17 protein-coding genes are annotated in these 13,259 nt (G+C 64.7%); 10 read left to right on the forward strand and 7 right to left on the reverse strand.

The window, feature by feature from the left end; translation table 11 throughout:
* The first annotated feature begins 19 nt into the window (after window positions 1-19).
* The gene (locus tag LY284_RS27600) at window positions 20-421 is read left to right on the forward strand and encodes a glyoxalase/bleomycin resistance/dioxygenase family protein (protein ID WP_014252934.1); all 402 of its coding nucleotides are present in this window, start codon (window positions 20-22) and stop codon (window positions 419-421) included.
* Between the two features lie 22 nt (window positions 422-443).
* Here the strand turns inward: LY284_RS27600 and LY284_RS27605 are convergent, their stop codons facing one another.
* Window positions 444-920: a glycine zipper 2TM domain-containing protein gene (locus LY284_RS27605; protein ID WP_233389339.1), complete on the reverse strand. Its 477-nt coding sequence runs from the start codon at window positions 918-920 to the stop codon at window positions 444-446.
* A 180-nt stretch (window positions 921-1,100) separates the two neighbouring features.
* Here LY284_RS27605 and LY284_RS27610 point away from each other — a divergent pair, with 180 nt between their 5' ends.
* From LY284_RS27610 to LY284_RS27620, 3 genes are all read left to right on the forward strand, one after another.
* Window positions 1,101-1,862 (forward strand): hypothetical protein, encoded by a 762-nt coding sequence (locus LY284_RS27610; RefSeq protein ID WP_233389342.1) that lies wholly within the window; start codon window positions 1,101-1,103, stop codon window positions 1,860-1,862.
* 198 nt (window positions 1,863-2,060) lie between these two features.
* Window positions 2,061-3,338 carry a sorbosone dehydrogenase family protein gene (locus tag LY284_RS27615; RefSeq protein ID WP_233389345.1) on the forward strand — a complete coding sequence of 426 codons (1,278 nt, stop codon included), beginning with the start codon at window positions 2,061-2,063 and terminating at the stop codon, window positions 3,336-3,338.
* Complete coding sequence (locus LY284_RS27620; protein WP_077160345.1) at window positions 3,335-3,652, forward strand: cytochrome c; 318 nt, start codon at window positions 3,335-3,337, stop codon at window positions 3,650-3,652. The genes LY284_RS27615 and LY284_RS27620 overlap by 4 nt, the downstream gene beginning before the upstream one ends.
* Window positions 3,653-3,829: 177 nt before the next feature.
* Here the strand turns inward: LY284_RS27620 and LY284_RS27625 are convergent, their stop codons facing one another.
* From LY284_RS27625 to LY284_RS27640, 4 genes are all read right to left on the reverse strand, one after another.
* Window positions 3,830-4,879, reverse strand: coding sequence for a YhcG family protein (locus LY284_RS27625; protein WP_233389347.1), 1,050 nt, complete (start codon window positions 4,877-4,879; stop codon window positions 3,830-3,832).
* Window positions 4,880-5,155: 276 nt separating this feature from the next.
* Window positions 5,156-5,338, reverse strand: coding sequence for a hypothetical protein (locus LY284_RS27630; RefSeq protein WP_041733525.1), 183 nt, complete (start codon window positions 5,336-5,338; stop codon window positions 5,156-5,158).
* 120 nt (window positions 5,339-5,458) lie between these two features.
* Window positions 5,459-6,136 carry a glutathione S-transferase family protein gene (locus LY284_RS27635; protein WP_233389350.1) on the reverse strand — a complete coding sequence of 226 codons (678 nt, stop codon included), beginning with the start codon at window positions 6,134-6,136 and terminating at the stop codon, window positions 5,459-5,461.
* 18 nt (window positions 6,137-6,154) lie between these two features.
* Window positions 6,155-6,952 (reverse strand): enoyl-CoA hydratase/isomerase family protein, encoded by a 798-nt coding sequence (locus LY284_RS27640; protein ID WP_077160342.1) that lies wholly within the window; start codon window positions 6,950-6,952, stop codon window positions 6,155-6,157.
* Between the two features lie 339 nt (window positions 6,953-7,291).
* On the opposite strand from LY284_RS27640, the gene modA reads away from it, so the two are divergent.
* From modA to modC, 3 genes are read left to right on the forward strand one after another with little or no spacing between them, the layout of a single operon-like run.
* On the forward strand, window positions 7,292-8,059 hold the full coding sequence (modA, locus tag LY284_RS27645) for a molybdate ABC transporter substrate-binding protein (protein WP_045459443.1): 768 nt from the start codon (window positions 7,292-7,294) through the stop codon (window positions 8,057-8,059).
* Between the two features lie 2 nt (window positions 8,060-8,061).
* Window positions 8,062-8,742 (forward strand): molybdate ABC transporter permease subunit, encoded by a 681-nt coding sequence (gene modB / locus LY284_RS27650; RefSeq protein ID WP_233389352.1) that lies wholly within the window; start codon window positions 8,062-8,064, stop codon window positions 8,740-8,742.
* Window positions 8,735-9,880 (forward strand): molybdenum ABC transporter ATP-binding protein, encoded by a 1,146-nt coding sequence (modC, locus tag LY284_RS27655; RefSeq protein WP_233389354.1) that lies wholly within the window; start codon window positions 8,735-8,737, stop codon window positions 9,878-9,880. The genes modB and modC overlap by 8 nt, the downstream gene beginning before the upstream one ends.
* On the opposite strand, the gene LY284_RS27660 is transcribed toward modC, so the two are convergent.
* The gene (locus tag LY284_RS27660) at window positions 9,869-10,468 is read right to left on the reverse strand and encodes an NUDIX domain-containing protein (RefSeq protein WP_233389356.1); all 600 of its coding nucleotides are present in this window, start codon (window positions 10,466-10,468) and stop codon (window positions 9,869-9,871) included. The two genes, modC and LY284_RS27660, sit on opposite strands and share 12 nt — an antisense overlap.
* An 80-nt stretch (window positions 10,469-10,548) precedes the next feature.
* Here LY284_RS27660 and LY284_RS27665 point away from each other — a divergent pair, with 80 nt between their 5' ends.
* The 3 genes from LY284_RS27665 to LY284_RS27675 all read left to right on the forward strand — a co-directional run bounded on the left by LY284_RS27665 (window position 10,549) and on the right by LY284_RS27675 (window position 12,418).
* The gene (locus LY284_RS27665; RefSeq protein ID WP_233389358.1) at window positions 10,549-11,304 is read left to right on the forward strand and encodes a DeoR/GlpR family DNA-binding transcription regulator; all 756 of its coding nucleotides are present in this window, start codon (window positions 10,549-10,551) and stop codon (window positions 11,302-11,304) included.
* Window positions 11,305-11,478: 174 nt separating this feature from the next.
* Window positions 11,479-11,826 carry a hypothetical protein gene (locus LY284_RS27670; RefSeq protein WP_233389359.1) on the forward strand — a complete coding sequence of 116 codons (348 nt, stop codon included), beginning with the start codon at window positions 11,479-11,481 and terminating at the stop codon, window positions 11,824-11,826.
* Window positions 11,827-11,875: 49 nt separating this feature from the next.
* On the forward strand, window positions 11,876-12,418 hold the full coding sequence (locus tag LY284_RS27675) for a YMGG-like glycine zipper-containing protein (protein ID WP_233389361.1): 543 nt from the start codon (window positions 11,876-11,878) through the stop codon (window positions 12,416-12,418).
* An 18-nt stretch (window positions 12,419-12,436) separates the two neighbouring features.
* On the opposite strand, the gene LY284_RS27680 is transcribed toward LY284_RS27675, so the two are convergent.
* Window positions 12,437-13,243, reverse strand: coding sequence for a hypothetical protein (locus LY284_RS27680; RefSeq protein WP_233389364.1), 807 nt, complete (start codon window positions 13,241-13,243; stop codon window positions 12,437-12,439).
* Window positions 13,244-13,259 lie beyond the last annotated feature (16 nt).

Consider the following 13,259-nt stretch of genomic DNA (forward strand, 5'->3'; position numbering starts at 1 on the left):
GAGCCCGCTGGAGCGACCGATGTTCATACGAGACGGCGTCACCTACGAGTTTCATCACATGGGCATTCCCACGCGCGAGCCGCGCGCGGGCGAGCGTTACAGCGCGCAGTTCCGCATGTACACGAGCGATGCCGAATGCGAGCTCATGCATGTGCAGTATCACCGCTTCGAAGAAGGCAGCGCGCTGCCCGAACTGATGCGCACGGTGCCGCATGCCGCGTTCAAGGTGAGCGATCTGGCGAAGGCGGTGCAAGGCCACGTCATTCTGCTCGGCCCTTATGAACCGATCGATGGCTTTCGCGTCGCGGTGATTCGCGACGGCGAAGCGCCCGTCGAGCTGATCGAAACCACGCTCACGGACGAGGAAATCTGGGGGCGGGCGAAAAGCGGCACGCAGTCGTCGATGTATCGGCGGGAATGATCGGCGCGCCGCACCGCTTCGCTCACGACGTCACGCGCGTGATGCCGCCGCTCGACAACAGACGCACGCGCTCGCCGGCATAGAACATCTGACCATCGGCGGCCTGGGTGATCGCGCGCAGATCGCCGTTATCCAGCCGCACGGTAATCTCGAGCCCGTGCTGCTTTTCCATCCGGTCCTGCACCTGATCGCCCGCCACCGCGCCCGCGATGCCGCCGATCACGCCCGAAAGCAGCGAGCCATGCCCGCGACCGATCGCGCTGCCGGCGACCGCACCGAGCAAGCCGCCGCCGATCGCCCCGAGCGCGCCCGGCCGGCCGTCGTTATCGTCGATGGTGACAGGGCGCACGCTTTCGACGGTCGCCATCCGCACCGTCTGTTCGCGCTGGGTCTGCATGCTCTCGTACACGTCGGCGGAATTGCCCATCGACGCGCAGCCGCTCATGCCCACCGTGCAGGCGACGGCCAATGCACATACCGCGATAGTCGACTTGTTCATTTTTCTCTCCTCGAATCGGACGATGTCTCGTTGGAATCGGCCCGCTTTTCGTGCAGCGCGACGCCATGAGGAGCATCGTAAAGAGGCCGAATGAGCGCGGAATTACGCGTCGCGGCATGCTTGACCTGCATGATTGAAGCGCTTATACAGGAACGTCACCGCTCGCGACCGGAGTCCTGAATGACGAGAAACGCGCTTTCCCTCGTGCTGTGCGCCGTTGCCCTCGCCGCGTGTTCGACGGACAGCGCCAACACGTCCGCCACCGCGCCGCCCAGATCGGTCACGGCGACACTTCCCCCCGGCGGCGTCTACAAGGGCGCGCTCAAAGGCAGCTCCGCCGACGCCACGCTGCTCATGCTCTTCAATGGCGCCGCGTATCTCTTCTACAGCGGCGCGGGCGGGACCGATCTCGCGGGCGTCGCGGTCGCGGCCCACGGCGCGCAGGCAGGCAACGGGCGTTTCACCAGCGATTCGGCGTTCGACTATCGTGTGGGGAAAGCGAGCGCGTCGGCGGCCGTGTTCAGCGCCGACTTCTCGCACGCGCCGGCCGTCGCCGCCACCGTCGCGGACAAGGACGGCGCGGCGCTCGCGTTTTCCGGCAGCGCCGCGCCGATGCTCGACATCGCGCCGAGCAAGGCCAACGCGGGCGGAATCTACAGCGGACGCGGCATGTCCCTCGCCGGGACGACGCTAACGCGCATCACCGTGGCCGGCGACGGCTATCTGGCCGGCAGCACGACCTCCGGCTGCATCTTCCGCGGAACCGTCGCGCCGCATGAAGGCGCGAACGCATACGACGTCTCGGTGACGTTCGGCCCCGCGCCCTGCCCCCTCCCCGATGCGACCGTGACCGGTAACGCCGTGCTCGACGGCCCGCGGCTGCTGGTTGCGTTGCCGAGCCCCGATCGCGCGGACGTGTTCCTCTTCGACGGGCGGAAATAGATGCCGCGTGAAGACGCGGACCGCCGCGAAAGTTAAGCGCCCTTTGCTTACAAAGGCAATTTGTATCCTAAGATTGTTTCACCGCAGGGAGCGTCGCGGCGTTCGCGTCCGGTTACGTCTCGGGCCGTTCGCCTCGGCGAGAGTGGTCGTGTGTTGTTCAGTGCATCTTAAAAAGCCGTACAACAGGAGACAACCCAGATGAAGACAACGCTCAAGCTTTTGCCGTTGGCCGTAGGCACCCTGTTCGCCTGCCTGCCGTTCGCGAATGTGGCGAACGCCGCGCAGGACAACGTCAACACGCTGTCGAACTTCCGTCAGACCGGCAACGCCACGCCGGCGGAAAAGATTCCGCAAAGCGGAGCGACCGCCGATGCACTGCGCAAGAACCTCGAACAGATCAAGCTGCCGCCTGGCTTCAAGATCGAGCTGTATGCGGTGGTGCCGGAAGCGCGTCACATGGCGATCGAGCCGTCGACGGGCGTGGTGTTTGTCGGCACGCGCAAAAATCGCGTGTGGCAGGTGACGGACCGGACGAAGCAGCGCGTTGCGAGCGATGTCGTGCAGTTCGCCTCCTCGGTGACGTTCAAGGTGCCCAACGGCGTGTGCTTCTCGCCGGACGGCGTGCTCTACGTCGTCGAGCAGAATCGCGTGCTTGCCTTTCCCGCCGCGCAGTTCTTCGGCGAAGGCGGGCCGGACGTCGCGGCGGCGGTCGTCGTGCCGCAGGGCAAGCTGATTCCCACGCAATTCGAGAGCTTCAACCACGGCGCGCGCGCATGCCGCATCGGGCCGGACAAGAAGCTGTATATCGCGCTCGGCCAGCCGTGGAACGTGCCGCCGAAGGACAAGCTCGCCGAACTCGACAAGAACGGGCTCGCGGGCATCATCCGCATCGATCAGGACGGCAAAAACCGCGAAGTCTATGCGCACGGCGTGCGCAATTCGGTTGGTCTCGACTTCAATCCGAAGGACAAGACGCTGTGGTTCACGGACAACCAGGTCGACGGCATGGGCGACGACACGCCGCCCGGCGAGCTGGATCACGCGACCAAGGCCGGCGAGAATTTCGGCTTTCCGTGGTACGGCGGCGGGAAGGTGCGCACGGTCGAGTACAAGGACCAGAATCCGCCGGCGGGCGTGGTCTTCCCGCAGGTCGAGTTCGCCGCGCACGCCGCGGACCTCGGCATGTCGTTCTACAACGGCAAGATGTTCCCGCAGAAGTATCAGGGCGGCATCTTCGATGCGGAACACGGCTCGTGGAACCGCACGAAGCCGGTTGGCGCGCGCATCATGTACATCCCGATCAAGGAAGACGGCACCGCGGGCGAGCCGGAAGTCTTCGCGCAAGGCTGGCTCACCGAGAGCGGCGAATACATGGGCCGTCCGGTCGACGTGCAGGTGCTCCAGGATGGCTCGCTGCTCGTCTCCGACGACTACGCGGGCGCGATCTATCGCATCTCCTATTCGGGGGCCAAATGAAGAGAGCGTTGACGGGCGCGCTTCTGGCGGGCCTGCTGGCGGCGGCGTCGCACGCGTCGTTCGCCGCCGGCGACATCAAGGCCGGGCGGGCGAAGGCGGCGCAATGCGCGGCGTGTCACGGCATCGACGGCATGTCGAAATTGCCCGAAGCGCCCAATCTCGCGGGTCAGACGGAGGAATATCTCGTCAAGGCGCTCAATGATTTCCGCACCGGCGCGCGCAAGAACGAAATGATGACGATGATGGCGAAAACCTTGTCGGACGCGGATGTGGCCAACCTCTCGGCGTATTACCACAGCCTCGGCAAGCAGTGACATCGCCGGACGTGTTGCAATTTCGCTGCGGACCAAACCCGATTGCGATTTTTTTTGATTTAGGTATTGACGTGGGGGCTTAAGGGTTTATACTAAGACCTGTCTCCTCCATGTCTCAACCGATGTGGATTCAAGCCCGCTCATTGAAGCGGGCTTTTTTTTCGCCCCAATTTCCCCTCAGCCTTCGTTCCCCTCGGGAAGGCCGTCGCCCAGTTCCGCCTCGATCTGGTCGATGGACGGCAACGTCGCCTCCAGCGATTCCGGCACCTCGCGAAGCAGCTGATACTCGGCGACGCCCATCGGCTTGGCGACGCCGCGCAGCGCATATTCGGCGACGAGCCGGTTCTTTTCCTTGCACAGCAGAAGTCCGATGGTCGGTTGATCGTCGGGCGCGCGCAGTTGCGCATCGATCGCCGAGAGGTAGAAATTGAGCTGGCCCGCGTACTCCGGCTTGAACGCTGTGGTTTTCAGTTCCACGACCACGTAACAGCGCAGTTTGAGGTGATAGAACAACAGGTCGATGAAGAATTCGTCGCCGCCCACGTCCAGCCGGTATTGCCGCCCGACGAAAGCGAACCCCGCGCCCAGTTCCAGCAGAAACCGCGTGATATGGCGCGTGAGCGCCTGTTCGATGTCCCGCTCCTGCGCGTTTTCGGCCAGTCCGAGGAAATCGAAGATGTACGGGTCCTTGAGCGCTTCGCGGGCCAGGTCCGACTGAGGCGGCGGCAGCCGCTCGCTGAAATTGGTGACGGCGCTGCCGCTGCGGGCGCTGGCGGCGGTTTCGATCTGCATCACCAGCACCTGGCGCGACCAGCCGTGTTCGAGCGCCTTGCCTGCATACCAGTTTCGATCGTCCGGATTTTTGACCTTGTCCAGCAAGGTGCAGAGATGGAACCACGGCAATTGTGCAGCAGGCTGCTGCACGAATGCCTCGTCCGGCCAGGCTTGCGCCAGCGCGCGCATGTACTTGAGATTGCGCGGTGAAAAGCCGCGCATGTCGGGAAACGCCGCTTTCAGATCGCGCGCGAGCTGGTCGACGACGCCCGCGCCCCAGCCTTGCCGCCGCTGACGATCGAGAATGTCCCGGCCGATCTGCCAGTAGAGCGTGATCAGTTCGCGGTTCGCGCTGGCCGCCGCACGCCAGCGCGCGGCTTCGACGCGAAGTTTCAGTTCGGCGAGCCAGCGCCGGTAATCCTCGCCCCAGGCGCTGGGAAGTTGGGCGGTCATGCGGTTCCTCGGTGCGTCGCCGGTTGTTTGCGAACGGCTATTATCGGCGGATTCGACTTTTCGGAACGCTCGGACTTCGTTTAGGGTGGTCTCCCCACGCGCCCCTCGCGACTGGCTAGGGGTTTCGGTTTTCAGGCTCTTCGGCCTCGATGCTTCGGGTTGTCCACAGATTTTGTTCACAAGCCTGTGGATATCGCCTCAGGTATTGCTGCAACGCATTGATTCGACACTGCTTCCGACCGACGCCCAGCGACGCGCCCCGTGCGCGCCGCGATCTCAGTCGCCTTTCGGCAGGCAGGAAGCGAGCATCGCGTCGATGCGGTTCATTTCGATGCTGAAAAGCGACTGCGGCGCGGTGGCGCTCAGCTCGTCGGCGGCGGAGCTCGGCAGCGCCATTGCAATGGTGGCCGTCGCGAACAGCGCGACGATCATCGACAGGAACCAGGAAAAGACGGCCATCGCCAACCTCGTCAAGTAGATCTCTCGGAATCGGCGCTTCAACGTCAGCGCGTGATTGAAGAGTACGGCTGTGTGCGGAATCGCACAGCCCTACGGACGGGGGGACCTGAAGGAGGGTGGCTACGGCCGCAACAGCGGCGAAGGCACCGTCGACACGCTCTGCTCGATCGCCGCCGCCTCTTGCGCGCGCATCGCGCGGATGAAGCCGTCGCGTTCGCGCAGGCGTTGCCAGTATTGCGCGATCGATGGCGCGAAGCGCTCGCTCAGCCCGATCAGCTCCGCGAGCATCAACGCATAGCCGACGGAAATATCCGCCGCCGTGAAGCGCCCCGCGCACAAGTACGGCTGCGCTTCGAGCAGCGGCGCAAGCGTGCGCAGGCGCGCGTGAAACCAGCGCGCGTAATCCTCGGCGATCTGCGGCTGAAGGCGCTCGGGCGGCTCCAGGTGCGTGTAGCGAAGCACGAGCGTTTGCGGAAACGTGAGCGTCGCCTCGCCGAAATGCATGAAATTGAGATAGCGGCCGAAATCGGCTTCGTGCGGCGCGACATCGAGCGCGCCCGGCGAGTAACGCGCCGCCAGGTACTGACAAATCGCCGCCGATTCGGTCATGAACAGCGCACCGTTTTCATCGTCGGTCAGCGCCGGAATCGTGCCGAGCGGATTCACTTCCTTGAACCCGCGCGCAAGCACGCGCGGCGGAAACGGCAACATCTTCAGTTCATACGGCACGCCGATCTCTTCCAGCGCCCACAGCGGCCGGAACGAACGCGCGCTCATGCAATGATGGAGCGTAATCACGTCGATTTTCTCCGCGCGTCAGCCGAGCCACGACGGCTTGCGCTTCTCCAGGAAACTGCGCACGCCTTCGCGCCCTTCGTCCGATGCGCGGATGCGCGCAATGCGCTCAGCGGTCTCCGCGATCAACGTTTCGTCGATGTCCTTGCCCGCAAAATCGGCAGCGAGCTGCTTGCACTCGCGCACGGCGTTCGGACTGTTCGCGGCGATGCTTGCGGCGATCGCCTCGACGCGCGCATCGAGCTGATCGGCGGCGACGGCTTCGTGCACGAAGTTCAGACGCAGCGCTTCGGCGGCGTCGAAGCGCTCGGCCGTGACGAAGTAGCGATGCGCCGCGCGCGCGCCCATCGCGCGGATCACATAGGGCGCGATGGTCGCGGGCATCAGGCCGAGCTTCGCTTCGGACAGGCAGAAGTTCGCGGTGTCCACCGCAACCGCGATGTCGCACACGGCGACGAGGCCCATGCCGCCCGCGTAGGCATCGCCCTGCACGCGCGCGATGACCGGCTTCTTGCAGGCGTAGATCGTGTTGAGCATCGTGGCGAGGCCGAGCGCGTCGGCGCGGTTCTCCGCTTCCGAGTAGCCCGCCATCCGCTTCATCCAGTTGAGATCGGCGCCCGCGCAGAACGCCGGGCCGTTCGCAGCGAGGACGATGACGCGCACGTTGGGATCCTCGTCCAGCGCGCGGAAAGCGGCGGTCAATTCGACGATGGTCGCGTCGTCGAAAGCGTTGCGCACCTCAGGGCGATCGAGCGTCACGCGCGCGACGTGTCCTTCGATGCCGAGCTTCAGGCGTTGCAGATTCGTTGCGTCGGTCATGGTGTCGTCTCCCTATTCTCTCGAATTGAGCGTTGCTCAATTTCCTGATTTCCGTGGCTTGCGTTCATCGATAAGTGTCATCGAAAAGCGCGCCGATGGTCAACATCATTCTTTGAGCCTGACTCACAAACGGCTTCCAGCGCAATCATCCGACGAGAGCCCTATCCGGTATGTCACGCAACGAGCATGCGCGAGCGCAATATAGTCGTATATATTACGGTGCTCACCGGACTGCGCGACCACAGCGCGGCCGCACGCGCGCGGCCTCCACCAGGCCGCCCGCAGTCGATCCACGATCGATCCATGACCATAACGCCAACTCGATTCAAGGAGCTTTACGTGAAGATTCGTATTTTGCGCGCTTTGCTTTCCGCGTTCGTTCCGCTCACTGCGGCCCTCGCCGCGACATCGGCGCTGGCCGGCGAAGTGCAGGTCGCGGTCGCGGCCAACTTCACCGCGCCCGTGCAGGCGATCGCCGCCGACTTCGAGAAGGACACGGGCAATAAGGTCGTCGCATCCTTCGGCGCGACGGGCCAGTTCTACGCGCAGATCAAGAACGGCGCGCCTTTCGAAGTCTTCCTCGCCGCCGATGACACCACGCCCGCCAAGCTCGACGCCGAAGGCGCGACGGTGCCCGGCAGCCGATTCACGTACGCGACGGGCGCGCTGGCGCTGTGGTCCGCGAAAGACGGTTACGTCGACGATAAAGGCGAGGTGCTGAAGAAGAACGCGTTCACGCACATCGCGATCGCTAATCCAAAGGCCGCGCCTTACGGTCTCGCCGGCTATCAGACGCTCGACAAGCTCGGTCTTACCGCCGAGATCAAGCCGAAAGTCGTCGAAGGCCAGAATATTTCGCAGACGCAGCAGTTCGTCGCGACGGGCAACGCCGAACTCGGCTTCGTCGCGCTGTCGCAGATCTACAAGAATGGCAAGATCACGAGCGGATCGGCGTGGATCGTGCCCGCCGACCTGCACGAGCCAATCAAACAGGACGCCGTCATCCTGAGCAAAGGTAAGGACAATCCGGTCGCGAAGCAGTTCATCGACTATCTGAAGGGCCCGAAAGCTGCCGCCGTCATCAAGTCGTACGGATATCAACTGTAAAAATGCCGCTCGATAGCGCCGATCTTCAGGCCATCACGCTCACGCTCGAACTCGCGTCGCTGACGACGGCGCTCCTGCTCGTCGTCGGCACGCCGATCGCGTGGTGGCTCACGCATACGCGCTCGAAGATGAAAGGCATCGTGGGCGCGGTCGTGGCGTTGCCGCTCGTGCTGCCGCCGACCGTCATCGGCTTCTATCTGCTTGTGCTGATGGGCCCGAACGGTCATGTCGGCAAGCTCACGCAGGCGCTCGGCATCGGCTTATTGCCGTTCACGTTCGCGGGGCTCGTCGTCGGCTCGGTGATCTATTCGCTGCCGTTCGTCGTGCAGCCCTTGCAGAACGCGTTCGAAGCGATCGGCCGGCGTCCGCTCGAAGCCGCCGCGACGCTGCGCGCGGGCCCGTGGGACACGTTCTTCACGATCGCGTTGCCGCTCGCGAGGCCGGGCATCGTCACCGCGACGATTCTCGGCTTCGCGCATACGGTCGGCGAATTCGGCGTCGTGCTGATGATCGGCGGCAATATTCCGGGACGCACGCGGGTGGTGTCCGTGCAGATTTTCGACCACGTCGAAGCGCTCGAATACGCTCAGGCGCACTGGCTCGCGGGCGGCATGGTGCTATTCTCGTTCATCGTTCTTCTGCTGCTCTATTCCAGCCGGCGCTCCGTTACGGCTTATGTCTGAACTCACTTCATCGCGCCTCGCGCTCGATACCGCGCGCAGCCGTTCCAGCGAAGCCATCGAAGCGCGTTTTCTCGTCGAGCATCGCGGCTTCACGCTCGATCTCGATCTCACGCTACCGGGGCGCGGCATTACCGCGATCTTCGGCCATTCCGGCTCGGGCAAGACCACGCTCCTGCGCTGTCTTGCCGGACTCGCGCGGCCGCGCGCCGGGCGGCTCGTCGTCAATGGCGACATCTGGCTGGACACCGAACGCGGCGTTTTCCTGCCGACGCACAAGCGCCCGCTCGGCTATGTCTTTCAGGAAGCGAGCCTGTTTCCGCACTTGAGCGTGAAGAAGAATCTGCGCTTCGGGCTCGAACGCGTGCGGGATGCGCAACGGCGCGTCGATCTGGCGCAGGCGGCGGAACTGCTCGGCATTGGACATTTGCTGGAGCGCATGCCCGCTGGCTTGTCGGGCGGCGAGCGGCAGCGCGTGGGCATCGCGCGGGCGCTGTTGACGAGCCCGCGTCTCCTGCTGCTCGACGAGCCGCTCGCCTCGCTCGATCAGAAGCGTAAGCTCGAAATCCTGCCGTATCTCGAACGTCTGCACGACGAGCTCGACATTCCGGTGCTCTACGTGAGCCACGCGCCGGAAGAAGTCGCGCGCCTCGCCGATCATCTCGTGCTGCTCGACGGCGGCCGCGCGCTCGCAAGCGGCCCGATCGCCGATACGCTCGCGCGGCTCGATCTGCCGCTCGCGCTCGCCGACGACGCATCGGTGGTGCTCGAAGGCATCGTCGACGGATACAACGGCGCCTACGGCCTGCTTACGCTCACCTTGCCGGGCTCGCGCGCGAAGCTGACGGTCGTGCATGCGCCCGCCGCCGAAGGCAAGCCGGTTCGCGTGACGGTGAAGGCGCGCGACGTGAGTCTTATCACCGGCACGCACGAGCATGACCGCAGCAGCGTGCTGAACGTGCTGCCCGCGACGGTCGCCGGCATCGCGGACGATGCCAATCCGGCGCAAGCCGTCGTGCGGCTCGATGTGGACGGCTCGCCGCTGCTCGCGCGCGTGACGCGCTATTCGCTCGACCGGCTCGGCGTCGCCGAAGGCATGCGCGTGTGGGCGCAGGTGAAAGCGGTGTCGCTACTGGCCTGAACGCGCCTCCGAACGCACCTTCAGCGCGGCGTATTGCAGCAGCATGATGGTCTTGCCGTCCATGATTTCGCCGCGCCCGATCATGTCGAGCGCGGTGTGCAGCGGCACTTCGATCGTCTCGATTTCCTCGCCCTCTTCCGCCACGCCGCCGCCGTCCGACACGCGCATCGAACTGTCGTACTCGCCGAGATAGAAGTAGAGCTTCTCCGTCACCGATCCCGGGCTCATGAACGCCTCGAAGATCTTTTCGACGCGATGCACGCGATAACCCGTCTCCTCCTCCACTTCGGCGCGGATGCGCTCTTCCGGCGAGGCGTCATCGAGCAGGCCGCCGGGCGTTTCGACCAGCATGCCGTGATGCCCGTTGACGAACGCGGGCATGCGGAACTGGCGCGTCAGCAGGACGTTGCCGGTGTTGCGCTCGCGCAGCAGAATGGTCGCGCCGTTGCCGCGATCATACGTTTCGCGGCTTTGACGCTGCCAGGTGCCGTCGCGGCGCAGGAAATCGAACGTGACCTTTCTGAGGACGTACCAGTCGTCCGACAGCACTTCGGTTTTGAGGACGCGCACACGCTCATTCGTTTCCATCGCATTCACCTGTTCGACAATCGACCGCGCTCATGGTAGCGTGCAGTTTCGTGCAATATCAAGCAACTTCGTGCAAAACCATGTTGACCAGCCAACGCAAGAAAGCGATCCTCGACGCGCTCAGCCGCGACGGGCAAGTGCTCGCCGCCGATCTCAGCGCACGATTTGACGTCTCCGAAGACACGGTGCGGCGCGATCTGCGCGAGCTCGCCGCCGTTGGACTCTTGCAGCGCGTGCATGGCGGCGCGTTGCCGGCGTCGCCCGCGGTTGCGCCGTTCTCGCGGCGCGAAGAGATGGAATCGGATGCGAAGCGGCGCATCGGGAAAAAAGCGGCGGAGATGATCGCGCCGGGGCAGGTCGTCGTCGTCGATGGCGGGACGACTTCCGCGCTGCTCGTGCGGCATCTGCCGCCGACGCTTTGCGCGACCATCGTCACGCATAGTCCGAGCGTTGCCGTGGCGCTGGCGGAACACCCGTCGGTCGAAGTCGTGCTGATCGGCGGCAAGCTCTACAAGCATTCGATCGTCGCCGTGGGCGCGGCCGCCGTCGAAGCCATGTCGCATATTCACGCCGACATTTATTTCATGGGCGTCACCGGCGTGCATCCGAACGCCGGCCTCACGACCGGCGACTTCGAGGAAGCGCACGTCAAGCGGGCGCTCGCGGCGCGCGCGGCGGAAACGGTCGTGCTCGCGTCGGCGGCGAAGCTCAATGCGGCGTCCGCGTACCGGATCGGCGGGATCGAGCTGGCGCAGACGATCATTGTCGAGGAAGCGGCGGATGCAAAGCTCGTCGAGCCGATCGAGCGTGCCGGAATCACCGTATTGCGCGCGTAATGCCGACACAATTTATTACCCCGTAACGCGCCGAAAGATGCGCCCCGCCGCACGCAATTGAATTTCTCCGGCAAGTGGCATAGCGTTCAAGGATGTCCCGCGAGCGGTCAACTGCGAAGTCCGCATTTCCGTTATTGACGTCGACTCAGCGAACATTTTTTTCCGGAGAACGTCGTGAATCGCCTGAAGGTTTTTATCGCACTCTCGCTCGCGGCGAGTGCGTGCGTCGCCGCCAATGCTCATGCCTGGACGCGCGTCGGTGTATGGGTGGGCGGGCCCGTGTATTACCCGTATGCGGTCGCACCCGCGCCGTACTACTACTATTCGCCGCCGCCCGTCATGGTCGCGCCGCAAGCGCCCGTCCAGTATGTCGAACAGGGGCAGCCCGCCGTCGAACCGGGCGCGCCGCTGCAGGAAACCGGCATGTGGTACTACTGCGACGCCGCGAAGGCTTACTACCCCTACGTGAAGCACTGCGCGGGCGCGTGGCGTCCGGTTCCGGCGACGCCGCCCTCGAACTGATGCTTTACGGCATTCCGAACACGACCACGAAGCGAATTCGCAAGAATTTATGAAAGATTCAAGGCTTGCCCCCCTGCTTGCCCCGCTGCTCGCGGCGCTCGGCGCAATCGGCCTTTCGGCCTGTACCGTGATGCCCACTGGCCCTAGCGTAATGGCGCTGCCCGGCAGCACCAAAACCTTCGACCAATTCCGCGCCGACGACAATTCCTGCCGCCAGTTCGCCCTTCAGCAAGTCGGCGGCGTGGACGCGAATCAGGCGGCGACCAACAGCGCGGTCGGCAGCGCGGTCGTCGGCACGGCGCTCGGCGCGGCGGCGGGCGCGGCCTTTGGCGGCGGCTCGGGAGCAGCCATCGGCGCGGGCGCAGGCTTGCTGACCGGCAGCGCTTACGGCGTCGGGGCGTCGCAGATGTCGGGCTACAACGTGCAGCAGCGCTACGACTATGCGTATCTGCAATGCATGTACGCCGCGGGCGACAAAGTGCCCGTGCGCGGCAGCGTGCGCACGATTCAGCCGGCTGGCTCCTCGTACACCACGCCGCCTCCGCCACCGCCCCCGCCGGGCTGGCAGCCGCCTCCGCCGCCCCGCAGCTAACGCACCCGCGCCATTGCCCTACCGCCGCGCGAGCGGCGTGTCGGGCACGAACGACGGCGCGACGAGCAAGCCCGTCACCCAGCCGATATAAAACCGCAAGTCGCTCCAGAATTCCGAGCGCTCGTAGATGCGAAACGCCTGCACGTGCGCAAGCCACAGCACGAGTTGCAGCGCGCCCGTCAGCACGAGCCACGCCAGCGCGATCACCCCGGTTGCGCGTGCGCAGCGCCGGAACGTCGAGGCGTTCCACTGTTCCCGCACGATCACACATCCCGCGATCAGCACGCAGATCGACGGGATCGCGCTCGTCACGAGCACGCGCGTCTGCCAGTCGAAGACGATGCCGGCGACCAGGCCGGCGATCACGGCGAGCGCCGCGACCGGCCACGCGATCCACGACGGAGCGCGCGCGGCCATCCACGCAATCGTGATGAAAAATGGCGTGATCGCCCATTGCAGCGCGGTCGCGACGGCCTTCGCCAGATTTTCGCTCGCCTGCTCGTTGGCATGGCTCGCCGCGACATAGACGGTGATCGCCTCGTGCACGCAAACCGCGACGACCGCGAAGGTCAGCGCCTCGCACGCGGCGAAAGCGGGCGATTTGCTCGCATGCGCGGACGCATCGCCGAGACTGCGCAGCCGTTCCAGCACCGGTTCGACGAAAAACGCCAGAATCGCGCCGATGAAAAGCGCGGCCGCGGCGTCCGTCAGCGAGAAATGGCCGAATAGTGAAAACAGGCCTTGCCACAGAAATTCGGGCGCGGCCGAGCAGACGGCCACCCACAGCGCGAAGAAGAACCCGTTCGAAGCACTTCTGAGCGGCATGGCCACCTCGATGTGT

Source organism: Caballeronia sp. PC1 (genome assembly GCF_021353155.1).
Taxonomy (GTDB): Bacteria; Pseudomonadota; Gammaproteobacteria; order Burkholderiales; family Burkholderiaceae; genus Caballeronia; species Caballeronia cordobensis.

Coding starts and splice junctions, on each gene's coding strand:
- LY284_RS27600 (WP_014252934.1), top strand. CDS start 20: ATGTTCATACGAGACGGCGTCACCTACGAGTTTCATCACATGGGCATT.
- LY284_RS27610 (WP_233389342.1), top strand. CDS start 1,101: ATGACGAGAAACGCGCTTTCCCTCGTGCTGTGCGCCGTTGCCCTCGCC.
- LY284_RS27625 (WP_233389347.1), bottom strand. CDS start 4,879: ATGACCGCCCAACTTCCCAGCGCCTGGGGCGAGGATTACCGGCGCTGG.
- LY284_RS27660 (WP_233389356.1), bottom strand. CDS start 10,468: ATGGAAACGAATGAGCGTGTGCGCGTCCTCAAAACCGAAGTGCTGTCG.
- LY284_RS27675 (WP_233389361.1), top strand. CDS start 11,876: ATGAAAGATTCAAGGCTTGCCCCCCTGCTTGCCCCGCTGCTCGCGGCG.
- LY284_RS27615 (WP_233389345.1), top strand. CDS start 2,061: ATGAAGACAACGCTCAAGCTTTTGCCGTTGGCCGTAGGCACCCTGTTC.
- LY284_RS27680 (WP_233389364.1), bottom strand. CDS start 13,243: ATGCCGCTCAGAAGTGCTTCGAACGGGTTCTTCTTCGCGCTGTGGGTG.
- modB (WP_233389352.1), top strand. CDS start 8,062: ATGCCGCTCGATAGCGCCGATCTTCAGGCCATCACGCTCACGCTCGAA.
- LY284_RS27620 (WP_077160345.1), top strand. CDS start 3,335: ATGAAGAGAGCGTTGACGGGCGCGCTTCTGGCGGGCCTGCTGGCGGCG.
- LY284_RS27640 (WP_077160342.1), bottom strand. CDS start 6,952: ATGACCGACGCAACGAATCTGCAACGCCTGAAGCTCGGCATCGAAGGA.
- LY284_RS27605 (WP_233389339.1), bottom strand. CDS start 920: ATGAACAAGTCGACTATCGCGGTATGTGCATTGGCCGTCGCCTGCACG.
- LY284_RS27665 (WP_233389358.1), top strand. CDS start 10,549: ATGTTGACCAGCCAACGCAAGAAAGCGATCCTCGACGCGCTCAGCCGC.
- modC (WP_233389354.1), top strand. CDS start 8,735: ATGTCTGAACTCACTTCATCGCGCCTCGCGCTCGATACCGCGCGCAGC.
- LY284_RS27630 (WP_041733525.1), bottom strand. CDS start 5,338: ATGGCCGTCTTTTCCTGGTTCCTGTCGATGATCGTCGCGCTGTTCGCG.